Genomic DNA, 23,875 nt, shown 5'->3' with positions numbered 1-23,875 from the left:
GATATGGCGAAGGCCGCCAAAATGGCACGCTATTGGTTTGAAACGCCCGGTCGTATTGCCCCGATCAAGCTTCGCAATGTACCTCGGTTAAGGTATAGTCCGCTTTTTACGGAGGAACCATGCTGACTAACTCATCCATTCGTCTTAACAAATACATTAGCGAGAGCGGCATCTGTTCTCGCCGCGATGGCGATCGCTACATTGAACAGGGCAATGTTTTTATTAACGGTAAGCGAGCCACCGTTGGCGATCAGGTATTTGCCGGAGATGTCGTGAAAGTTAACGGTCAGATTATTGAGCCGCGTGATGAAGAAGACTTGGTGTTTATCGCGCTGAATAAGCCCGCCGGTATCATCACCACGATGGAAGAGGGTGAGCGGGATAACATCAGTGATTTCGTTAACCACAGCAAGCGTGTCTTTCCTATCGGGCGGTTGGATAAGGATTCCCAAGGGCTGATTTTTCTGACTAATCACGGCGATCTGGTTAACAAGATCCTCCGCGCCGGGAACAATCACGAGAAAGAGTACGTGGTCACCGTTAATAAACCGGTGACCGATGAGTTTATCCAAGGCATGAGTGCGGGTGTACCTATCTTGGGAACGGTGACCAAAAAGTGCAAAGTGCAGAAAGAAGCCCCCTTGGTGTTTCGTATCACGCTGGTGCAGGGGCTTAACCGCCAGATTCGCCGCATGTGTAAACACTTTGGTTATGAAGTCACTAAGCTTGAACGCACGCGCATCATGAACATCAGCTTGAAAGGGCTGCCATTGGGCGAGTGGCGAGATTTGACCGACGATGAACTGAACACGCTATTTAAGCTGATTGAAAACTCCTCGTCTGAAGAAAAATCAGTAAAGAAAGCGCCATCTAAGCCCGCAGTCGCTAAAAAACCGGGTATTCAGGGGCAGAAAAAAGCCGAAAAATCCGACGACAATACGGCTTCCCGCAAGCGCTTTACTCAGCCTGGGCGTAAGAAGAAAGGGCGCTAATCCAGAGTAAAACGTACTGGTGGCTTATTATTGAAAAGTGATAAGCCCATTCACCATTCACCATTCACCATTCACCACTCACCACTCACCACTCACCACTCACCACTCATTTTTGCATAACGGAACACACAGCCTTGACCAATGACAAGGCGGGTCGGGGGTTAGCCACTTTATAATCAGGTTCATTTATTTTCTCTCTGGTGTGAAAGTATGGCTTATCAACTCAACCTCAACTGGCCCGAATTTTTAGAAAAATACTGGCAAAAACAACCTGTTGTATTAAAAAATGCCTTCCCAAACTTCGTCGATCCTATTACGCCGGACGAACTGGCTGGCTTGGCGATGGAAGTGGAGGTCGATAGCCGTTTGGTCAGTCATACCAATGGCCGGTGGCAGGCCAGTAACGGGCCGTTTGAGCACTTTGATAATCTGGGTGAAACCGGCTGGTCGCTACTGGCACAAGCGGTTAACCACTGGCATGCCCCGTCAGCCGAACTGGTCCGTCCGTTTCGCGTGCTACCGGATTGGCGCTTAGACGATCTGATGATCTCTTTTTCCGTACCGGGCGGTGGCGTCGGGCCGCATATTGATCAATACGATGTATTCATCATTCAGGGGATGGGCCGCCGCCGCTGGCGTGTTGGTGATAAACTGCCGTTGAAGCAGTTTTGTCCGCATCCGGCGCTGCTGCACGTAGAGCCTTTTACACCCATCATTGATGAAGATTTAGCGCCGGGCGATATTTTATATATTCCGCCGGGCTTCCCGCATGACGGTATCACTCACGAAACGGCGTTCAACTACTCCGTCGGTTTTCGTGGGCCAAATGGTAGAGATTTAATCAGTAGCTTTGCTGACTATGTGCTGGAAAACGATCTTGGTGGTGAGCACTACAGCGATCCTGATTTAACGTGTCGGGAGCATCCGGGGCGGGTTGAAGATGATGAGTTGGAGCGCCTACGCGGGATGATGCTCAACATGATTAATCAGCCGGAAGATTTTAAACAGTGGTTTGGCCGCTTCGTAACGACACCACGCCATGAACTGGATATCGCCCCCGCACAGCCGCCCTATGAGCAGGATGAGATTGTTGATGCCCTGATGGAGGGCGCTGTATTGACGCGCTTAGGTGGGTTGCGAGTTCTGCGTGTTGGCGACAACGTCTTCATTAACAGCGAACGGTTGGAAATGACCAATTCTGAAGCCGCTGATGCTCTGTGCCGTTACACCATTATTGGCAAAAAAGAGTTGGGCGAGGCACTACAGGACCCGGCTTTCGTCGCGGAATTAACCGAATTGATTAATCAGGGCTATTGGTTCTTCAACGAATAATAGCGCTATATACCCTAAATAATGGGTGACAGGTTGTGTAATCCCTGCATTAATTCATCGGCATGCTCAAAGCTGATCGCTTTCGGTACATCGACCAGCGTCTCAAATATAGCTTTTTCTGGGCAAGAAAATGTCACTGGCGGTAGCTCCTCGCGCCAGGTTTCTTCGTTAAGGAATCTGGGATCATCCATTGTCATTTTCGGTCACAGGCGATGGGTACCATGCCATTTGAATTTAGCGTTAAGTGGTACTCTATTCAGCCATGTTGGCAGAGCCGCCTCTGACCAGAGATGAATATGCTGCTCTGCGCCTTTAGAGAGGTAGTGTCCTAATCCGGCCAACTCTAAAGCTGTCAGGCCACCGACATGTATAGGTTGCTCAGACATCCTTTGTAGTGACGCAACAACGCCTTGCCAACTGACTCTGGCCTCTAGCAGGCAATACACCCGGCGGTAAGCGGCAGTAGGGTTGAGCTGCGCACGGCATTGTCCAAAAAGTGCAGACTCAGCCCTTGGTCAAGTAACCACTGTTTAGTCGCTACCATCTCCAATGGCAGGAGTTTGCGAAGTTGTTGCCGTGCGTCTGTGTTTAGCATGGTTTAATCAATCTCCTTTATACGGTGATTACTGCCGTATTTACTGAAATTATCAAACTATTGATGAAGGTTGGTTTGTAAAAGCAAGTATATACGTCAATAAATGCGAATAATAGGAATGCAACACGTAAAAGACCTTCCCCAATATTTCCGGGATATAAGTGTAAAATAAATTCCTCGCGCTATGCTGATACGTTCGCCATTTGTAATGCATTTTTAAATTTGTAGGGAATACAGGAAATAGCATCGATTATTGTGGAAATTATCTTGCTGACTGAGCATTTTTTTTAATTTAATAAAGGGGAGTGAAATAGAAAAAATAAAACCCCCTCAGAAGAGGGGCTGAAACAATTAGAACCGAAGGCGGAAACCGATATTGGCAGTTACCGGTGTTTCAATTTTTGAACCATTGAGATAATCCACTTCAGCAAAAATGGCGGTGTTATTGGCTACCGTCGCATTTATGCCTACGCCATATTTACCGACATTACCGGAGAAATCATTATCGAAACCAATGTTGTTAATCGCTACAGCATTACTTTTGATAAATTCACGGGTAATAGCCAGTTTAATATAAGGCTTTATCGTCATTTGGTTAATGCTGTAAGAGGCGGCGAGTACCGTGCCTAACTCGCCTTGCACGCTATCGGCTTTCGCCACTTCCGCTACCATGCCGTTACTGAGAGTATAATCTGCGCTACCAATACGTGAATAACTCACCTTTCCATAGGGTTCGAGCACCAGATTGGCATAAACAGGCCATTGATAACCACTTTCTACTGAGGTGGTAAGAGCATTCTGGTTATATTCGCCACGGGTTTCCTGTGTATTCATCTTATTATTAAAGCGGTTAGCTTTTAGCACCGTATCAACATAAAATCCGCTTTGATCCAAATAGGTCAGATAGACGCCACCACCGTAACTGCGAATATCACCATTAGCGCCGTGGGTGGATTTGACATCAGATGAACTGTAGGAGGTAAATGCTCCGATCAACATATTACCCCGGTTTAATCCAAGTTGTTTATCGGCCCCAATTTCCATGCCACTTAAGGTATTCTTGAAAGCGATATTTTTATTATCAGACAACCGGCTGTCATCTGTAAGGTAACGCGCCCAAACGCCAACAGTCCCTTCCGCATCTGCCTTCAACTCGCCTTGGCGCTGACGCAAGGTACTCAATTCCGCATTCAGGATATGCCGCGGTGCCGCTGCCATATTCAGCACACCTTGTGCTGCGGAACTGAGCATTGGAGCGGTTACGTTCGGTGTTGTACCAGGCAGTTCTTCTGTGCTAGTTGCCAGATACCAGTCAGTGCTGCCATTGCTTTCCTGACTATATAGCCCGTATTGGTAAACACCTAAATCCACCACTCCGCCTGTATTGAGTAAACGGAACTGAGCATCACCACGATTAATATGTACCAGTGCCAGGTTGTCGGCAGATTGCGGCTCTTTACCGCTGTCCTGAACGGTAATACCAAATTGGCCGGTCGCCTGCTGTGAGACCGTAATGAAATCCCCGGTATTGCTGGCAAGCTGGGTTGTCATCGCAAAATTACCCTGACCAGACAAATTTTCTATCTCCAGCCGGTTAAATTGCCCACCAGCAGAATAGGCCATTAAATTGATATCCCCCCCTTGCAAAGTCACATTATTGATTCGGGTAACCAGCACCGGCCCTAAAACGTCAGAGAGGGGAAGCGGCACGATACTCGTGCCCTTCCAGGAAGGGCCGATTTCGACCAGACCCGCGACGTTGAGGTTCTCAATCATAACATTGGCAGGCAGTGCGGGGTTATGGGTGGTCACATCGGAGATGTATGGATCGTTGTTGGTAACAAAAAGTTCTGCCCCAGCCGCTATATTGAGGTAGCCTTTAGACTGGCTATTAAGTCCCAGAGTCATATGGCCGCCATCATTAATTTGGCTATCTATTACGGTACCCGCCGTTTTGGTGTCAAGCAGCCCGCCTTGATTAACTATGGTACCCGTCGCCAGAGCACCGGTAATCTGTAACCAGCCTTTATCACCCACGGTAGTATTATTTGCCGTACCGGCACTGCTCCCGTTGGTGACAGTAATTATGGCATTGTCACTAACCAGCCCATTATTAATGACTCCGCCGTCGCGCACATTCTGTATACCATGAATGACGACTTCATCGTTGACAGTTATTCCCACCACATTCGGTGTAAAAGCCAATACCTGAACAGGTAATGTAACTAAAGATAGACTGATAGCACCGGCCAATAATGTTTTGTCCATAAAACCTCAAAAATATTAAATGTAATGAGATGATGCTATATCACTCATTGTAAAAAGAGACACACCGCCCTTGGGACGGTTTGAACGTTATGTTTATCAGTAGCAATATACATAGGAGGGGAAGTATATAGATACTCAACAGTACTGAGTTTCAAGGGTTATTACCCCAGATAAAAGAATTTTACTTTATATTCTAGCAATGTGAAAGTAGCACAATTCAGTTTGAAATCATAATAGGGCCAACTTTGTTTTTTATGGAGGACGACAAAGAATAAAATCATTCAGTTCATGAGAGAATATTCTTAATTAATTTTAAGACTATTCTTGTCATAATTATATTTTATCGAAGCAAGTGGCGTAATACAGAGTGGGGAGGCTAAATGTTGCCACATCTGGATTAGGTCGCTTCGGGTTAATGTCTGCGGTTGGTTGATATTCTGCCCATATATACCCTAAATAATTCGAGTTACAGGAAGGTGGTAAGGGATCTCATCCCTATGCGCTTCTTTATTTTAACGTCAACGACCAGTAAGTGATTCGGGTTGTTGAGCGTAGCCAACGCACATGCAGTTTGGTGGGTATAACTTATAACTGGCATTAATACGCTAGCCACTAGAGTAATTGGAATGCAACACGTAAACGTCCTCATAAACATAACGGCAGATTTTTCGACATTTGCCTTGCGTCTGTAAACAACACGTATAAAATAATTACGTACATCTGTTTTTGCAATTGTGTGAATCATGTCACATTGAGAACTAAAATGATAATTACTCATGTACTAAAAGTCATTTACTATAAGTGAGTTTATTCATATGGAAAAAGAAAAAAAGACGCTATTCGGCCACAAAACCTCCGCAATGATGCAGCTGTCAGAGCAACTTGAAAGCTCTTTACATAATAGCCCATTAGTTCCAGAGGAAAAACTAGCATTAATAATGAAACTATGTGTTTTATTATTTAGAGAAAATAAGACGGATGCTGCTGAAATGAAAGTCTCAGATGGTCGCATACTAAAACTCACACTTGAAAAAACATCATCTGTATTGCATTAATGTTTGATATTTTTCTTTTTTAATAAGAATGGGGTGACATGATGAAAAATAATAAAACTATAAATAAAGATGAATTTTCAGATGAATTGGTTCAGCAAATCAAAGAAATGATAAATAACAGCCAGTTGGGTTCGGTGGAGATATTATCAGTAGTTATGGAGAGTATTTTTTCGTTGTTTTCTGAAACAGAAGGTCATCTTGCAGAGATGAAATTCATTGATTCTGCTGGAGAGGATTATCGGTTTATACTCAGGCTTGAAGTGCCGCCAATTTTGGAACGACAGCACTAACCTCTATTACATAAGGAATTGTCATGTCTAATTTGATTTATGCAAGTGTTAATGGTAGAAAACAAGGTTTAATATCTGCCGGATGCTCGTCACTCAACTCTATTGGTAATCGGTGCCAGGCAGGTCATGAAGATCAAATACAGGTATTAAGTTTAAATCATAGTATAAGCCGCCAACAGAATGTAGCTCATCACCCTGTTCATTTTGTTAAGCCTATAGATAAGTCATCTCCATTGCTAGGTGTGGCAATATCTGAAAATGAACGAATAGATGTTGTCTTTTATTTTTATAGAGTAAATTCTGCTGGGCAGTTGGAACTTTATTATGAAGTTAAACTGACAGATGCGAGTATTGTCGATATCACCAGTGTTTATCCACACTCAATAGATAATAATGAAATGATACCGTATGAAAAAATTCAATTAAAATATAAATCCATAGCGTGGGATCACAAAAGTGCGGGTACTTCTGGTTACAGTATATGGGAAGATAGGGTTTACTAGTTTCTGATATCAAGCACACTTTTTCAAGTGTGCTTGAGCATATTTATATTCTTCAATTAGCTTGTTTACCAAAATTATTTTTGGGAGAAGTAAGAGGCGGTTAACTATGGACATAGCTTTATATCTTTTACGTATTCATTAGGGGACATCCAAGATGATCTTGAGCATGATTTATAACTATACTCGGTGAGGCTATAACTGATATATGCTGATGAAAATAAACTAATTATAGATCCCAATATAGCTAAAATAGCCAATGCATTAGCCAGTTTGTTATTCATTATTGCAGGTTTATTTTTTATTGCAGAAAAAAATGCCAAGTATGAAAAATAGAATAATAAAGGAACTGCAAATATTACAAACCCAACCTTCCATGAAAAGATAATAACGTCGCTTAATTTAAAGAAAGCTAAATATCCACTTAAAGAAAACCAGCACCCCCAAGATGAAAGAAAGAAAAGCAAGACTGCAAATGCACCTACTAATGGCCTGTTTATTTTAACCACGTATGAGTCCCCCAAGCGTTAAAAAATTGGTCTGGATGATAAGGAACATTATGTACTCTATGTGTTTTTATTTTTTTTCGCTTATTCTATATTCGTTATCTAACAAGAATAAGATTACGAGAACCCCGATGGAAAATACGATGGAATACCAATACCAATACCAATACCAATACCAATAGCCGTAGCGCACAATGGAGTCAGCGCCAAGGCGCAATATAGTGCTCGGAAATATATAACAGCATTAGTGGTTAACTATGGACATAGCTTTATATCTTTTACGTATTCATTAGGGGACATCCAAGATGATCTTGAGCATAGCTTATAACCATATTCGGTGAGGCTATAACCGATATATACAGATGAAAAAAAACTAATCACAACACCCAGCATGGCTAACATAGCGAATGTATTAGCCAGTTTATTATTCACCTTTGCAGGTTTGTTTTTTATTGCACAATAAAATGCAAGATATGAAAAATAAAACAATACAGGAGCACCAAATATCATCACTCCAACTTTCCATGAGAAGATAATAACATCACTTAATTTAAAAAAATCCCAGTATCCATTTAAAGAAAACCAGCTAACCCAACATGAAAGAAAAAGAAGAAAGACTGCAAATGCACCAAACAATGGCCTATTTATCTTAACCACGACTGAACCTCCCCCAAGCGCTAAATAATTGGTCTGGATGATAAGGAGTATTGTGTGCTCTATGTGTTTTTATGTTTTTTATTATTGTTTCACTTATCTTGTACTCGTTATCTAGCCAATATAATAAAAGGCTGACACCAAATCCAACCAAAAATATACCTGCAGCAATAAAAATAACACCAGTTCCGGCGACCATAAAACCGGTAGCTAACGCCTTTGCCCCCCAAGCAACCCCAATAGATACTCCTAGTTTTGCAGCATCAAGAGTTAAATTAACAAAAAAATCAGCTAACCCATATTCATCTTTCAACAACAATTCAACGGAACGATAAGCAGCAGAAAATACAATGCAGAATCTTGCGCCTCTAACGATCCCATTTTCAATACCTTGAGTTCCTATGCCTATATCTAATATTTTTGGGTTATCAATTAAGTATCTTGTTGCATCTAAATACTTTCTTATTCCAGCATATCCAGATAATCTAATATATGAACTGCCATTTTTCCCCATATATTCAGTTGCAGTTACACCAAACCCCCTTATTTCAAGGACTATTCTACTCACAGACAATGACTCAACGAGACTGCCAAAAAAAACCGATGTGGGATCGGTACAGGAAAAAATAGCATCCTTCCACGATTGATGAGGGTTGGGGTTACATAATGTTTTTAAAAAATACTCCCCTTCCTCTATTGTTAATAATGCATGCATATTTTCATCACTCATTTCATTGAGTTGTTTATGTATTTTTTGATATCTGATATCTGATATCTGATATCTGCATGTTGTTTTTTAAAATCAAGATGATCTTCTAGTCGATAATCATCATCAACAAAAGTTTTTAACACTGAGTCATACTTCATAATTACTAACTCCCTGTATATAATTTAAGTTAAGTCAACGTATTATAGGGAGTTGTGCACCAGAATCCCATAATTTTCTGTCAAAAAGCTAAAATCTGCTTTCCAACGGAATTCCAAACTGACAAATCAACTAACCAGCAGGAGAATTGTTGGTGTCATGGCCTACAAGACTGGGGTAATTATTTAAATGAAGAAAAACTTCATTACGAAGAAGATGACCAGAGCTGAACGGGTATGAACCATTCAACTTATTTTTAGAATTAAATTTTAATTATTTGCTTTATTTCAGCCCACTGTGCTTTTTCCTGCTTCATCCCCAGTTTTCTTAGGTTGGATTAAGTTTTTTCCATCGCAGACGAAATTAGCGCACCCAGTTGCACCCCGATTCAATTCTGCACATGGTGGGAAAACACCTAATGCAGTGTTAAAAACCAAACTGAGTATTTACGATCAAATGTCAATCGAGGTCCAGAGTGACACAGTTAAATAATGATAAGGCGATGGCTGGCGTGACAATAATAGAGACACTCGCAGCCATTAAAGCTAATCCTACAAGCAGGGATACCATAAAAATCCCATTAAGATCTCTATTACCTAAAAATATCCTGTTTGGGGATGTTTTTCAGAGCATGGGATAATTACCCGAACACATCAGATGGAGGGGTAAACGTTATGGATAAACAAGATTGGCATCCGGCAGATATTTTGGCGGGGTTGAAAAAACGGGGTACGACGATGGCGGCTCTTTCCAGAAAATCGGGGCTGGCCTCTTCAACGCTGGCGAATACGCTATTGCGCCCTTGGCCGAAAGGCGAAAGATTGATTGCAGAGGTGCTGGAGTTACATCCTGCGGAGATTTGGCCGTCACGTTACCTAAAACCTAAAAAATCACCCACAGAGTCAGTTAATCCAGGCTGATTCCGTTTATTGAAAAGGATAATAAAAACGCGAGATTGCTGCCCCACAATGGTGTGACCTGTGGGGCTTTTTTGATCCCCTTCACATGTGACGCGGCAAGAGGAACCGCCCTCCGGCCGTTTGCTGGTTACTCATCTCGTTGACCAATATCAATATATTGCCCCGTAGAAGAACAGCAGGCGCTCTAAGGATGGAAACCGTAAGGTGTGCCATTAATCCACTTTCTCAACACGAATTAGCCTACTATCAGCGCGGCCATGATCATCAATTGCCCGAATGCGGTATTGACCGCTGCGGGTCGGATGCCAATCGATGGATTTTTTACTGGTGCTGCTGCCTAGATAGATATCGTCAACAAACCAGTAAGTGGTGGTGCTATCCGCATCAAGAGTGGCGCTGAAGACAATCTGATCACGGCCCTGTTGCGACTGGCGTAGAGTGTAGGTGGTATTGCGCAACGGTGAGGTGATACGTGGTGCATTACCCGATGCGAGAGTATTCCCTTCTTTGCAGTGAGAGCGGTCAGGTGGTTGGCGTTTCGGCAAGCCCGCTTGAGCAAATACATTGGCCAGATCCGATGGCCAGAACTCAAAAACTTCAGTACGGGTCTGGCTGCGGTCATAAGGTGGACAAGCGGCCTGGCCACTATTTATATCAATCACGACGGGGCGATAGACCGTATCGACTTTGATCGGCGATTTCCCCGGAATAAACCAGGTTTTACCTTGCTGCTGACACCAAGGCGTGGGCAAGTTGCCGCTGGCCAGACAGATAGCCACCCGTTTTAACTGTGGCGGCCAAGGATGTTTAGGCTCGCGCAGCGCTGGATAGTTAGCCTGAATACTGTCAATAATATTAAAGAATAACGGTGCGGCGGCATCGGCACCGACAAAGGCGCTGTTGCCCTTACCCGCAAAGTTGCCTTCCCAGACGATTAACACATAAGGGCCAAAAATCCCCGCACTCCAGGCATCTCTGAATCCCCAAGAGGTCCCGGTTTTCCAGTAGACCGGTAGCGAGGTGGGGCTTTGTGCCAAGGTATCACCGGGGCGGCGGTGCTGACGCAACATATCAAGCGTGATGAAACTGGCCGCCTCGCTTAACAGACGAATGGAGGGCAGCGTTTTATCTGTTTGTACCATTTGTATGGGGTGCAGTGTGCCGCGATTCGCCAACATGGCATAGAGCCGCGCCAGCTCCTGTAGGGTAATCTCACCGCCCCCCAGTACCAGTGATAAACCGTAATGGTTTTCACTGGCCATATTGGTGACGCCGGATAAACGTAAAAATTGGTATAGCGTTGGTTGTCTTAAACGGGATGCGACATACACCGCAGGAATGTTTCGGCTGAAATTCAAGGCGTCCGTGGCGGTCACTGGCCCGAGAAAACGGTGGTCAAAATTCTCTGGCGCATAGGCCCCGAAAGAAGAGGGTACATCTTTCAGGATGGTCATCGGATGCAGTATCCCCTGTTCTAGCCCTAGAGCATAAATAAAGGGTTTCAGTGTCGAACCGGGGGAGCGTTTGGCATTGGTGCCGTTAACTTGCCCCTGAATTTCTCGGTCATAATAATTTGCCGACCCCACCAGCGCCCGAACGCCCATATCCCGTGTATCCAGCAATAATACCGCCGCATTATGGATGCCCCGGCTGTTATTACGGCGGATAAAGGCCTCGACCTGTTTTTCTACCAGTTGTTGCAGATTGGCATCCAGTGTGGTGTCAACCTGACTCTGGGTGTTCGCCAGTTGTTGATTTTGCCGCCGGATCTGTTCAATAAAATGCGGCGCGATATAGGGCATTTTTTCGGGTTGACGCAGGCTGAGCGGTAACTGGAATAGCGCCATTTGGCTGCTATCGGTGGGGTACGTTTGTTGCCAGCGAACGAATAGCCGGTTACGGGCTTGGGTCAGGGCGCTCCCCAGCACACCGGTGGTGGGATCAATGCGGTAACTGGGCGATTGGGGCAATACCGCCAATGTCAGGGCTTCTGGCAGCGTCAGTTGCTGGGGTTTTTTATCAAAATAAATCAGGCTGGCAGCGGCAATACTTTCGATATTACGGCCATAAGGGGCGTAATTCAGGTAAGCCTCTAAAATATCGTGCTTGGAATAGCTCAGTTCCAGTTGGATAGCTCGGGCGATTTGTCGCAATTTACCTGTTGGCGAACGGGTATTGAGATGCCAGTGCATCCGTGCCAACTGCATGGTCAGGGTTGAACCGCCCTGTTGCCTGCCGCCTTGTACATAGCTTTGCCAGAACCCGCGTAACAGGCTAATGGGATTAACACCGGGATGATAATAGAAACCGCGGTCTTCATGCAGTTGGATACCCTGTATCACCAATGGGGAGATCTCTTCCAACGGTGTCCACAGGCGATAACGATCATCGTTAGCCAGCGAAAGACGTAATAGCGTGCCGTGCCGATCATAGTAAGCAGTAGAGAGTGGTAGCCCCTGAGACAAGGGCGGGTGTGGCCACAGCCGAAAGCCGATGACCAAGAGGGCCAACAGAAAGAGGGCCATCAGGATATTTTGCAACAGGCGTTTGGTTGCCATTAAGGTTGGGATGCGCATCTGGTTACGGCTGAAATCCGATAGCGCCCCGGCGATGCGGGGCGCGTTGTTTTCAGCTATTTTGCCTCAGGTGGAACGACAAGGATATGCCCTTTACCGACCGACAGCGCCTGTACATTACGATCATACATGGCTTCGCCGTAAGCCGGTGGCACCACAAAGCGACCCGTATTGGTTGATTTGATTTGGTAGATAAACTCTTTAACATCGGTACTGGCACTGCCATAAATGATCACGCGATCTTCACGAATATCACTGTAGTCAGGGTACCAACTGGAGCCAGATACCATTAGCGGCGACTGCCAGCCGTTGCCAGTTTCCTCATCCTGAGCATCCTGATTATCATCAAATTCTGGTTCAGGTGCCGTTTGTTGTACCACTTCAAAACCGCCCGGCAGTAGATCGACAATCGCCAGATTATTTTGGCCTTGTTTAGCGTTAGCCCGGATTTTTAGGTGCACGTTAACTTTCTGCCCTAAGGTGACTTGGGTCACCGGCTTACCCTGCTCATCGGTGTAGCTGCGGCTGATTTCCAGCCCATTAGAGATGGCGTCTTTTGGTGGCTGAAGGTCATAGCCTGATTGATTGACCACATACCAAGCGGGTGCGGGGGCATAGTTGTTAAACTGAATCGCTTTAGCCTCACCGGTAAAATCACCTTGAGCGAACAGGCCGTTCAGCGTTGAGATAACGTTAGGGTCGATCCCTTTGCTGTTACTGATCTCGATAATTTGCAGGGTTTCTGGCGTATCTTGCTGGGCGGCTACCTGGCTGGTGTAACTTTCCAGTGCCAGAATGCTCATCGCGGATGAATAGGTCGTGTAATGCTCATCCCTCAGTGCCAGCACCATATTTTCCAGTGCTTGTGGCGGAATAGAAGAGACTTTCTCTGGGAAATGGCGAGTGATCAGATACAACCGGGTGGCATCTTGCACCAGTGGATCAAAGTAATTCTGCGTCCACCAGGCCTTGCTGTAGGCTTTACCCAGTTGTTTCCAGGTGGGTTGCAGCAGTTTATTGGCTTCGTCATCCATTTTGAGCAGACGGTATGATGAGGCCAGATAAATGGCACTCAGATCAGTCTGCCAACTGTCAGGATAAAGTTGCTGTAACGTACTTTGCACCGATGCCAGAGTATTGGTGGTGATCTCCCCCTGCAAGGTCAACAGGTAAACGGCAAAGGCCCGCAAACGCAGAGAGTAAAGGTCATCATAAGGTCGAGCCGCTAACAGACGCAGTGCGTTGTTGGCCCCCTCCAAGATGTCATTCGGCAAGCTGTAACCGGCAGATTTCGCTTCCAGCAGAAATTGCACGACATAAGGTGTGACAAACGGATCAGGGGTAGGGGAGGCGTGCCACAAACCGATTGCGCCAGTGCTATTCTGCCGAGAGCTCAGGATCCGTAGCATGTTTTTCAGTTGATCACGGACCTCATTCTGATTGATGGCACTGTCCATTTCAGGATGTTTGCTTTGCATAATCAACGGAATCGAGCGGCTGACAATTTGTTCAGAACTGTAGTACGGGTAATCAGCCAGGTACCGCGCCAGACCTTGGGTTAAGACCAACGGTGAGTGGGAAGCGGTCGCCTGACGTTGAGCATAATTATCAAACATCTGGCGCAGATTGGTCACAGTATGCTTGTTACCGTCCATTCGGCCCATCACCGATTGCGTTCGGAATGGCATCGCCGGGCGTACCGAGGTACTGACCGTCCGGCGGCTGGATTGAGAGCCATAGCTGGCATCAAACACCAGTGGAGCATCACCCAATGCTGAACGGGCGCGTAGGCGGAAGCTGACAAGGGTTTCACGTTTCTCTGCCAGCGACAGACTGTGTTGCGCTTCACCCACTACTTCCAGTTGTGGCGGCGGCGTCAGACGCACGGTGATATCAACCGCTTTACCCTTCAATCCTTGCAGGTTGTTACTCACCCCCACGGTGACATCAAATTCATCTCCCGGTGCCACCATCGCGGGGACATTCGGCGTCAGAATAAAGTTATCCCGCACGGTGGTCGTGGTCTGGACTTTACCAATGCGGTCAGGGGTCGCAGAGATGGCCATCACGCGAATTTTACCATTGAAATAGTCGGGAACAGGGTAATTGAATGTGGTTTCACCATTCACTTCGGTGATACCAGACCAATAAGCCACCGGCTTGTCTTGTTTGCGTTTAAACGGATTGAGATGCAGGTCCAGCCCTTCCCCGGCATCGCCCCCCGGCGCGGAGGTCAGTGCCATCAGCTTGCTGAATTCCGGCAGGATCAAATCGAGAATTTGTGCACTCTGTACACTCAGTTCACGTTTACGGAAGAAGTAGTCCAGTGGATCTTTCAGGCGATAGCGTGCCACCTGCAAAATACCTTCATCGACGGCAAACACCACCACGCGCTGTGGGGAATCGGTGGTCACGTTAATCGGCAACACTTCACCCGGTTTAATGACTGACGGCGACGCTAACTCAATAGCCGCCTGACGCGCTTTGGTGCTGATCTTAAATGGCATCACACCGTAACTCAGTGGGCTCATAAAGATCTCATCGGAATTTACATCACGCACGAATTGTACGTTGATATAGCCATTGCCTTCCATTGCCGGTGGGATGCGGATCCTCTGCACGGAGCTGGTGGTATCACTGTGGAACCACTGCCAGCTATACACTTTATCTTTTTCTATCGTGATCAGACCGCTACCGGCATAAGGTGCGTTAATCGCAACTTCAATTTCCTCGCCTGGCAAATATTCGGCCTGATTCAGTTTTAGCTTTAATTCGGCGTTGCGATCCAGCGAACGGGTCAGGTTTGCGTTACCCGCCACCGTATAACTAATACGATTCAGAACCTGCCCCTGACTGTCCTTAACCACCAGAATAAAATCACCGGGCTGTTGGGTCACCAGGGTGAAATCTGTCCCTGTTGGGCTGATTTTTAACGGTTGCTCTGAGATCAACTGCTCTTTTAACCGAGATTGATATTTATAAACCCCGGAATCCTGTTTGGTCAGCACTGAAATATACTTCTGCTCAATCAATGACAGACTCAGGTCTGGCAGCGCAATTTTATTCAGGCTCGGGTCCACAGCAATAATATTCAGCTTACGCACGGCATCACGGTTGATATAACTCAGATCGCCATCGGCTTTCACCCCAACCAGAGAGTCGTAAGGTGAAACCAGAACCCGCGCAGTCGCGGCCACGGAACGGCCTCCACCCGCTTCAAAGGCTTCCGACAGCAATTGCAGTTGATAGGTGGCGTCAGCATAGGATTTCAGATCCAATGGGATGGTTGCCATCCCCTGTAGATCGGTCGTTTGTTCTTCCAGTTCAGTCTCAAAACCATCGCTGTTATGACGGTTCTCATAGAACAGGTAATCAGGGAACGGGGCAAAGCTGGGGTACATTGGCCGCAAGATCAGTCTAGAGGTGACACGGCGCTCCTGTGCTGGTGTACCGAATAAATTTTGCACATTGATATTGGCTTGCAGCTCCTGCGGTTTGACCCAACCTTGTTGACGTTCTGGCGTCAGTTGCAGTTGCACTTTTAAGCGATCTGGCTCGAACTCTTTAACATTTACGGTGGTGTGCCCCAGCAACATCGACGTTTCATTATTCTTACCAACCAGATAGAGATAGACGTTCCATTCACCGGTAGGTGAGTTTTCACCGGTCGTATAGCTGAGCTCATTGAAACCACTGCTGTCCAAGGTTATCGGCAGGGTACTCATCAAGGTATCACGTGGGTCACGGATCTCCGCCCGCAGGGGAACGCCATCGAGTGCGGTAGCCCAGTTGGCGGTCCGGGTGATCAGACCGATATTGAAACGGTCGCCTGGGCGATACACTCCCCGGTCAGAAAACAGATAGCTGCTCAGTGTCCGCGGGTCGGACGGTGTCTCTTCGCCATCAATATCAAAACGTGAGAAATCAAGGTTACGGTCATAGGTGGCACGGGTGGGCAGGAAGGAGACATCCCCTTCTTTTTCCACCAGGAACATGACCGGTTGGCGCTCATTTTTAAAGGCGTCCAGTGCAGGAAAATGGACATGCCCCTTGCTATCAGTGAATTGGCTCAGTAAGACCACACCATTTTTTGCCACCACGGAGACTTTGGCATCGGCGGCGGGCAGACCCGAGTGAATGGATTGCACGAACACATCACGGGATCTATCCTGCGATTGCTTGGTGATAATGCCTAAGTCCGTGATCACCACAAAGCGTGAATCGCCGACCCATTCTTGATCCTGTTCTTCGTCGTATTCTTCCCCGCTGTATTGCTGATTATCCCTTTTCTCCGGATCCCAAGCTGACAGGGTGAGTAAGAACACCCCGCGCCGAGCACTCGGATTATTTGCAAGATAACGGGACAGATCGACCCCTTGATAATTGATCTCACCGGGATTGTCATTATTCAGCGCGGTTTGGTACTGGAAGTGTTCAGTAAAGTATTCGTCACCCAAGCGGTTAAAGTGAGCTGATGAATATTCGCTGCTTTTAAATGACACAATATGTTGTAACTGGCTAGGAATAACCCGCTTAATATCCAGCTTCATGCCGGTCATATTACGGGCGGCGACGCTGATCTGCTTATCACCCTGCATCGATAATAACGAGCCTTGTGACATAAAGCGCAGCGTCTTAGGGTAATCGGGAACCCTAACTATTTGGTAGATTTTTTCCGGCATTTTATAACCGCCCACCGATGTCAGGCTATTGTTAACCTCGATCAGCAGTGTGCGATAGGAAGGGGCATCAAACTTAAAGCTGAATATTGGCTGATACTCTTGTTCGGCCTCATTGAGGGTCAGCGCCAGCGGCGTTGATTGTTGCAGCAGATTATCGTCAATATCATCCATATCCCAAGGATAGAAATCGGTTGATGTTTTGGCGCTCTCTTTAGCTTGAAAATTATGTTGCGGCAGTAACCAGGCTTTGACCGCATTTTTGATCTCTTTATCTTTAACCGCGTCGCTGATAGCAATAATTAAGGCCCGCTCACCATTATTGTTATCAGACTCTACCAACGTGGCATTGATGCTGTTAACCGCCAGGCTATATAGGTTGGGGACGGATACCCATTTATTCTGCGCCTGTGTCGTAGGCGTGGCGGCAACACTGGCATTCACCCCTTTATTAATCGATAGATGGACCGAACCGCCTTTATCCATTGGCATCAAGGGTTGTGAATGTATCCAGGCATTAAGCTTTTTCTCGTCATAAATGACGGAGAAATTAAGTTTCTTCTCTGACTTGGATTTACCTTCGACCAATCCCAATAGGATCTGTTTTTCAAAGCTGGCAACATCAACCGGGGCGTTAAATTGCACATGGAAAATAGTGCTGCGTTTTTGGGCCTCTTGCGGATCCTGATAATATTCTGCTTTTTCTAATTGATAAGCAAAAGCTGGCGTTGTGAAATTGAGTTCGGTCTGATTAAGCTTAATCTGCGGTGCTAAAAGTTTTTCTGCATCGATCGTAATTTGATAGTTAGCGCCCATCGGCCAGGCTTTTTTGGGAGTAAACACTAACGTGCGTTCAGCCGCCCATTTCCATTCCCCCTCCATAGCCGGGGTTAATGAGATGCCCTGATCGACTACCTGGCCCATCGCGGTGATAGGTGCGGCTGAATGCATAAAATTAAGGATAAGCGGCTGGGTTTCTGGTTTTTGCGCCTGATAGTTAACCGTTCTTGGTGCCGAGACTCTGATACTGGTTTCCTGATAAACCATCGGTGCCGGTTCAATCGGTTGAGGCCGATTAAGATACCAGTGATAGCCATAGAATGCGGCGCTGGCGGCAACCATCAACAGCACTATTGCCGCACTGATCCCTTTGGGATGCTTAGCGACCCATTGCTCTGAACGGTTGAAGGCACAGTGTAGCCCGTTGGCGGTTTTCGTCATCCATTGTGGCGCGCGCCAATTCAGGTTACCGACGACTGGGCGCAATAGGCGGCCCACTAACCGTAAAAGATAAGCGCTTAACCGATAGAGTCCCTTGATAAGGGCAAAGGGGGAGATCAGCAGAAACCTCAACAAATCCATAGATAATAATCCTTTAAACACCAGACAGCACAACAACCCAAGAGGTTAGTTACTGTCCGCGGACGGATAAGTCACAGTTTCCCCATTCAGGTTATATTTTATCAGGGATAATAGGCGAAATAGGGGGGAGGGGCTAATGGTAAAAGGTTTCTTATTGATCCAATATATAATAATTCAGATAAAACGCGCATTAATTAGGATATTTCAGACGTTGGTGTGGGATTTTTCTCATCCCCGTCACTGGGATCCCACTAGAGCACGCCAATATTCTTTTTTAATTTACCTAATGACCCAATTTACCTAATGATCCCATTGACCTGAACCCTAAAACGAAGCTATGGCAGAGTAATGCCCTGAGAGTGTTTCAGGGGGTTAGTACAACAGATGATAAAGATCATAATAATAACTCATGAGGGGGCTTCGCTTATTCACATAAAGAATATAGGGAAATGTTCACTGCCGCACAGGCAGCTTATATAGGGTCACTGTCTGTGCGCCAGCGCGGCCCCGGCCTGAGCCTCCTGCAAGTAGGCCAACGCCACGACCAGAGACTGTACCAGGCAGAGCGTGGCTGATTGAGATCGGAAGGCATCTACCTGAGCCTCTTTCACCACAAAACAGAGATCGCTGAAAGTGGCGAGTGGGCTTATCTGGCTGTCGGTAATGACAATCTGCCGAGCACCAGCGTTGGCGGCCATTTCACTGACCATCACGGTCTCCTCGGCGTAGGGTGAGAAACTGATAGAAACCACGATATCGCGGGCTTTAATGCTGTTCACCTGCTCGCGCAACATCCCCCCGAGGCCATTAAGTTGCACCGGGCGACATTCCAAATGGCTGAGTGCGTAGGTCAGATAGGCGGCCACGCTGAACGAGCGGCGCAGACCCACCACATAAATGGTATCGGCCTGAGCAAGCAGTTCCACCGCGCGTTGCAGCATCTCTGGTTCAGTACGTGCCGCCAACTGCTGTAGTGCCTGAGCATTGGATCGGGCAAACTCTTGCAGGATACCGAGTGGCGTTTCCGGCACGGCTTCGCTTTCCATTGCGCGAAACAGCCGTGCCCGATCAGTATAACTCGCGGTCTCTTCCACCAGATTCATACGAAACAGTTGTTTCATCTCGTTGAACCCGCTGAAATCAAAGGCGTTAGCAAAACGGATTAAGGTTGACGGAGGAACGTCTGCGCGTTCGGCAATGACGGCGACGGTGTCAAATGCCACGCTGTTGGTATTGTCCAACACATAGCGGGAGACCTGCTGGAGCCGCTTACTCAGTTTGTCGTAGCGATCACGGATCTGCTGCTGTAGTTCACTCAGATTGCTTGCTGTAGTCATCATTTCTCCCTTAATACATGATTATGATTGTAATCGCTCAACGGCTGTTTTTAAACGCCTGTCACTCAGACCACCCACCAAATGAAACAGACGCTCCGGGAGAATGGGGACGATAACGGCCTTTAATACTTCAGTCATCTAATACTTCAGTCATCTAATACCTCAATCATTGCCAGCCATGCAGCTTGTTAACATAAAAATCCATTATTGATCACAATATCCAACATTTGTTTTATTTTAACTTAAAATAGAACATTTGTTTTATATACAGTATCCAGGTATCAGTCACCTTTTAACAGCGAGGGGCCAAAATGGAGACGGTAGCGAATTTTATTAATGGTAAATGTGTCTTTAGTCGCGGCAATGGTGCTACCAGCGGTAGCCTGCGCACTCAGGCAATCTTCAACCCAGCCACTGGCGAACCTATCCGTCAGGTGATGATGAGCACTGCGCAGGAGACTGAGCAGGCCATCGCGGCGGCGCAACAGGCGTTCACAAGTTGGTCGCGTCAATCGCCACTCAAACGAGCGCGTGTGATGTTCCGCTTTAAAAGTTTGCTGGAGCAGCATTTGGGCGCGCTGGCACAGCTTATCAGCGAGGAGCATGGAAAAGTGTATTCCGATGCCGTGGGGGAGCTAACCCGTGGTCTGGAAGTGGTGGAATTCGCCTGTGGCATTCCGCACCTACAAAAAGGCGAACACTCAGCCAATGTTGGCACTGGCGTGGACAATCACTCCCTGATGCAGCCGTTGGGGGTGTGCGTGGGGATTACGCCCTTTAATTTCCCCGCGATGGTACCGATGTGGATGTTCCCGATAGCCCTGGCGACCGGGAATACTTTTGTACTGAAACCCTCCGAAAAGGATCCGTCGCTGGCTGTGCGGCTGGCACAACTTTTAACCGATTCCGGGCTACCAGACGGTGTATTTAACGTCGTACAGGGTGATAAAACCGCGGTGGACGTGCTGTTGACCGATCCGCGAGTGCAGGCAGTCAGCTTTGTCGGTTCTACGCCGATTGCTGAATATATCTACCAGACCGCATCGGCCCACGGAAAACGCTGTCAGGCACTGGGCGGGGCTAAAAACCACTGCATTTTGATGCCGGACGCCGATATGGACATGGCGGCTAGCGCCATTATGGGCGCGGCTTACGGCGCGGCAGGGGAACGCTGTATGGCGCTCTCGGTGGTGTTGGCGGTGGGGGATGAAACGGCAGATAACCTCTGTGCGCGGCTGGAACAGCAAATTAGCACGTTACGTGTTGGTCCGGGTCTGGCGCAGGAGCCAGAAAACGACATGGGGCCGCTGATTTCTGCGCCACACCGCGCGAAGGTATTGGGGTATATCGACAGCGGCGTGGCTCAGAAGGCAACGTTGCGCATCGATGGCCGTGGTTTGAAGGTGGCAGGCCATGAGCAAGGGTATTTTGTCGGCCCAACGTTGTTCGATCATGTCACCCCGGCCATGACCATTTATCAAGAAGAGATTTTCGGTCCGGTCCTTTCTGTGGTACGTCTCGCGGATTATCGCAGTGCGGTAGATCTGATCAACCGTCATGAATATGGTAATGGCACGGCCATTTTCACCCGCGATGGGGGTACCGCACGCCGCTTCTGTGAAGCGGTACAGGTGGGGATGGTCGGCGTCAACGTGCCTATCCCGGTACCGGTGGCGTTTCATAGCTTCGGCGGCTGGAAACGTTCGATTTTCGGGCCGCTTAACGTGCATGGCAATGACGGGGTGCGCTTCTACACGCGGATGAAAACTATCACCGCCCGTTGGCCAGAAGCACAACACGATCAGGGGGCGGCATTCTCTATGCCGACACTCGGTTGAAGGGAGAGGCCGCATGAGCACCATAAACATGACGATGAAAACAGTACGCATGACCATGGCACAGGCGCTGGTCAGGTTTCTTAATCAGCAATATGTGGCAGTTGATGGTCAAGAGGTACCGTTTGTCCACGGCGTGATGACGATTTTCGGGCACGGCAATGTACTCGGTATTGGCCAGGCTCTGGAAGAAAATCCGGGCCATTTACAGGTGTATCAGGGCTGTAACGAACAGGGCATGGCGCATATGGCGATTGGTTTTGCGAAACAGTATCGCCGTCAGCGTATCTATGCCGTCAGTTCGTCTATCGGGCCGGGAGCCGCCAATATGGTCACCGCAGCGGCCACCGCCACGGCAAACCGCATTCCGCTACTGCTGTTGCCGGGGGATATCTACGCCAGCCGTCAGCCTGACCCGGTATTACAGCAGATCGAGCAGTATCACGACCTCAGTATCAGCACCAACGATTGCTTCCGCCCGGTATCACGTTACTGGGATCGTATTAATCGCCCAGAGCAATTGATGAGCGCCATGCTGAGTGCCATGCGAGTGCTGACTGACCCGGCGGATACCGGCGCGGTGACCCTTTGTCTGCCTCAGGATGTGCAGGGCGAAGCGTGGGATTACCCAGCGAGCTTCTTTGAGCGCCGGGTGCACCGTATCGAGCGCCGTCCACCAGATGTGCACAGGCTTTCCGATGCGCTCAACTTAATCACCCGTAAACGCCGCCCGCTGGTGGTGTGTGGCGGCGGCGTGCGTTATTCGGGCGCGCATGAGGCGTTTCGTGCGTTTGTGGAAAGCGCTCAATTACCCTTTACTGAAACTCAAGCGGGTAAAGGGGCGCTGCCAAGTGATCACCCACTCAATTTGGGGGGGGTTGGTGTCACCGGCGGGTTGGCAGCGAACCGGTTAGCCCCACAGGCTGATCTGGTGATCGGTATCGGTACCCGGCTCACCGATTTCACTACGGGTTCCAAAGCACTATTTTCTAACCCGGAGGTAGCATTTTTGCTGCTTAACGTGGCGGAATTCGATGCGCTTAAACTGGATGCCACGGCCCTGATTGCCGATGCGCGGGTGGGGCTTGAGGCATTAACCGAAGGGCTGACAGGTTATCGCACCGCTTGGCAGGACGATATCATTGAGGCAAAAGCAGCGTGGCGTGACGAATGTCAACGGCTCTGGTCGCGCACCTGGCGGCCTGATGAGGTGCCAGAAGTGGCCGGTCATCTTGATGATTCTCTACAAGAATACGCCGAGGTGCTCAATACCACACTGACCCAGACTCGGGTACTTGGGCTTATCAACCAGCATATTGAAGACGATGCCATTGTCGTGGGAGCGGCGGGGTCTCTGCCGGGGGATTTACAGCGTCTGTGGCAGGTAAAAACGGCGGACACCTATCATCTTGAATACGGTTATTCATGCATGGGCTATGAAATCGCTGCCGCCATCGGGGCGAAAATTGCGATGCCACATCAACCGGTGTACGCCATGGTGGGTGATGGCTCCTATATGATGCTGCATTCCGAGCTGCACACGGCGGTACAAGAGGAGCTAAAAATTACCGTCCTGCTGTTTGATAACGCCGGATTTGGCTGTATCAACAACCTGCAAATGGGGCACGGGATGGGCAGTTTTTGCACTGAGAGTCGCCACCGTAACCCGGATTCGGGGCAACTTGATGGCCCGTTGATTCGCGTTGATTTCGCACAAAACGCCGAAAGTTATGGTTGCCGCGCCTGGCGGGTGCACGATGAACCAAGCCTGCTAGCGGCATTGGCAGAATCCCGCGATCATCCGGGGCCGGTGCTACTGGATATTAAAGTCTTGCCGAAAAGCATGACACACGATTATGCATCTTGGTGGCGCACTGGCGATGCACAAATTGCCCGTTCACCCGCAGTACAGCAGGCCGCAGAGCGAACTCGGATGAAGGTAAAACGTGCCCGTCAGTACTAACCCCCCGTTATCCTGCCTGCTCATTCGTTGTTGGTTGCAGAAGATAGGGTTGGCTGCAGAAGATAGGGTTGGCTGCAGAAGATAGAGTTGGCTGCAGAAGATAGAGTTGGCTGCAAAAAATGGGGTTAGTTGCAGAAGAAGCTGTT

15 protein-coding genes and 1 pseudogene are annotated in these 23,875 nt (G+C 47.9%); 8 read left to right on the top strand and 8 right to left on the bottom strand.

Translation table 11 applies throughout. The features are described from left to right. Positions 1 to 119 precede the first annotated feature (119 nt). Together rluF and AC971_RS11800 are read left to right on the top strand one after the other, a co-directional pair. Positions 120 to 992, top strand: coding sequence for a 23S rRNA pseudouridine(2604) synthase RluF (gene rluF / locus AC971_RS11805; protein ID WP_025382943.1), 873 nt, complete (start codon positions 120 to 122; stop codon positions 990 to 992). 210 nt (positions 993 to 1,202) lie between these two features. Next, on the top strand, positions 1,203 to 2,324 hold the full coding sequence (locus AC971_RS11800; protein WP_025382944.1) for a ribosomal protein uL16 3-hydroxylase: 1,122 nt from the start codon (positions 1,203 to 1,205) through the stop codon (positions 2,322 to 2,324). Positions 2,325 to 2,338: 14 nt separating this feature from the next. Here AC971_RS11800 and AC971_RS11795 read toward each other — a convergent pair. Further along, positions 2,339 to 2,919 (bottom strand): annotated as a pseudogene (locus tag AC971_RS11795) (AbiEi antitoxin N-terminal domain-containing protein). 351 nt (positions 2,920 to 3,270) lie between these two features. Further along, positions 3,271 to 5,187 carry an autotransporter adhesin YapC gene (yapC, locus tag AC971_RS11790; RefSeq protein WP_025382946.1) on the bottom strand — a complete coding sequence of 639 codons (1,917 nt, stop codon included), beginning with the start codon at positions 5,185 to 5,187 and terminating at the stop codon, positions 3,271 to 3,273. Between the two features lie 815 nt (positions 5,188 to 6,002). Between yapC and AC971_RS11785 the strand changes: the two genes are divergently transcribed. Genes AC971_RS11785 through AC971_RS11775 form a run of 3 tightly spaced genes read left to right on the top strand, consistent with a single transcriptional unit; the run spans position 6,003 to position 7,035 of the window. Beyond that, on the top strand, positions 6,003 to 6,242 hold the full coding sequence (locus tag AC971_RS11785) for a hypothetical protein (protein WP_025382947.1): 240 nt from the start codon (positions 6,003 to 6,005) through the stop codon (positions 6,240 to 6,242). Between the two features lie 38 nt (positions 6,243 to 6,280). Next, the gene (locus AC971_RS11780) at positions 6,281 to 6,532 is read left to right on the top strand and encodes a hypothetical protein (protein WP_025382948.1); all 252 of its coding nucleotides are present in this window, start codon (positions 6,281 to 6,283) and stop codon (positions 6,530 to 6,532) included. A gap of 23 nt (positions 6,533 to 6,555) precedes the next feature. Next, positions 6,556 to 7,035 (top strand): Hcp family type VI secretion system effector, encoded by a 480-nt coding sequence (locus AC971_RS11775; protein ID WP_025382949.1) that lies wholly within the window; start codon positions 6,556 to 6,558, stop codon positions 7,033 to 7,035. A gap of 104 nt (positions 7,036 to 7,139) precedes the next feature. Here the strand turns inward: AC971_RS11775 and AC971_RS22035 are convergent, their stop codons facing one another. From AC971_RS22035 to AC971_RS11765, 3 genes are all read right to left on the bottom strand, one after another. After that, positions 7,140 to 7,541, bottom strand: coding sequence for a DUF1240 domain-containing protein (locus tag AC971_RS22035; RefSeq protein WP_038402154.1), 402 nt, complete (start codon positions 7,539 to 7,541; stop codon positions 7,140 to 7,142). Between the two features lie 252 nt (positions 7,542 to 7,793). Further along, the gene (locus tag AC971_RS11770) at positions 7,794 to 8,195 is read right to left on the bottom strand and encodes a DUF1240 domain-containing protein (RefSeq protein ID WP_002209748.1); all 402 of its coding nucleotides are present in this window, start codon (positions 8,193 to 8,195) and stop codon (positions 7,794 to 7,796) included. Beyond that, positions 8,188 to 8,922, bottom strand: coding sequence for a hypothetical protein (locus AC971_RS11765; protein ID WP_404282478.1), 735 nt, complete (start codon positions 8,920 to 8,922; stop codon positions 8,188 to 8,190). Before AC971_RS11765 ends, AC971_RS11770 begins: the two co-directional genes overlap by 8 nt. 809 nt (positions 8,923 to 9,731) lie before the next feature. Between AC971_RS11765 and AC971_RS11760 the strand changes: the two genes are divergently transcribed. Beyond that, on the top strand, positions 9,732 to 9,977 hold the full coding sequence (locus AC971_RS11760; RefSeq protein ID WP_025382950.1) for a helix-turn-helix domain-containing protein: 246 nt from the start codon (positions 9,732 to 9,734) through the stop codon (positions 9,975 to 9,977). A gap of 212 nt (positions 9,978 to 10,189) precedes the next feature. Here AC971_RS11760 and pbpC read toward each other — a convergent pair whose 3' ends face one another. From pbpC to AC971_RS11745, 3 genes are all read right to left on the bottom strand, one after another. After that, positions 10,190 to 12,553: a penicillin-binding protein 1C gene (pbpC, locus tag AC971_RS11755; protein ID WP_032466176.1), complete on the bottom strand. Its 2,364-nt coding sequence runs from the start codon at positions 12,551 to 12,553 to the stop codon at positions 10,190 to 10,192. A gap of 56 nt (positions 12,554 to 12,609) precedes the next feature. Beyond that, a complete protein-coding gene (locus AC971_RS11750; protein WP_025382952.1) occupies positions 12,610 to 18,594 on the bottom strand; it encodes an alpha-2-macroglobulin family protein in 5,985 nt (1,994 codons plus the stop codon). Between the two features lie 482 nt (positions 18,595 to 19,076). Next, positions 19,077 to 19,931, bottom strand: a complete 855-nt coding sequence (locus tag AC971_RS11745) for a MurR/RpiR family transcriptional regulator (protein WP_025382953.1) — start codon at positions 19,929 to 19,931, stop codon at positions 19,077 to 19,079. Positions 19,932 to 20,242: 311 nt separating this feature from the next. Between AC971_RS11745 and AC971_RS11740 the strand changes: the two genes are divergently transcribed. Both AC971_RS11740 and iolD read left to right on the top strand, forming a co-directional pair. Then, positions 20,243 to 21,769: a CoA-acylating methylmalonate-semialdehyde dehydrogenase gene (locus AC971_RS11740; RefSeq protein WP_025382954.1), complete on the top strand. Its 1,527-nt coding sequence runs from the start codon at positions 20,243 to 20,245 to the stop codon at positions 21,767 to 21,769. A 34-nt stretch (positions 21,770 to 21,803) separates the two neighbouring features. Beyond that, positions 21,804 to 23,729, top strand: a complete 1,926-nt coding sequence (gene iolD, locus AC971_RS11735; RefSeq protein WP_038402577.1) for a 3D-(3,5/4)-trihydroxycyclohexane-1,2-dione acylhydrolase (decyclizing) — start codon at positions 21,804 to 21,806, stop codon at positions 23,727 to 23,729. Positions 23,730 to 23,875 lie beyond the last annotated feature (146 nt).

The sequence above is a fragment of the Yersinia similis genome, from assembly GCF_001053095.1.
Classification (GTDB): Bacteria; Pseudomonadota; Gammaproteobacteria; order Enterobacterales; family Enterobacteriaceae; genus Yersinia; species Yersinia similis.
The sequence above is the reverse complement of the archived record's forward strand: the minus strand, read 5'-3'. Positions and strand labels throughout refer to the sequence as shown.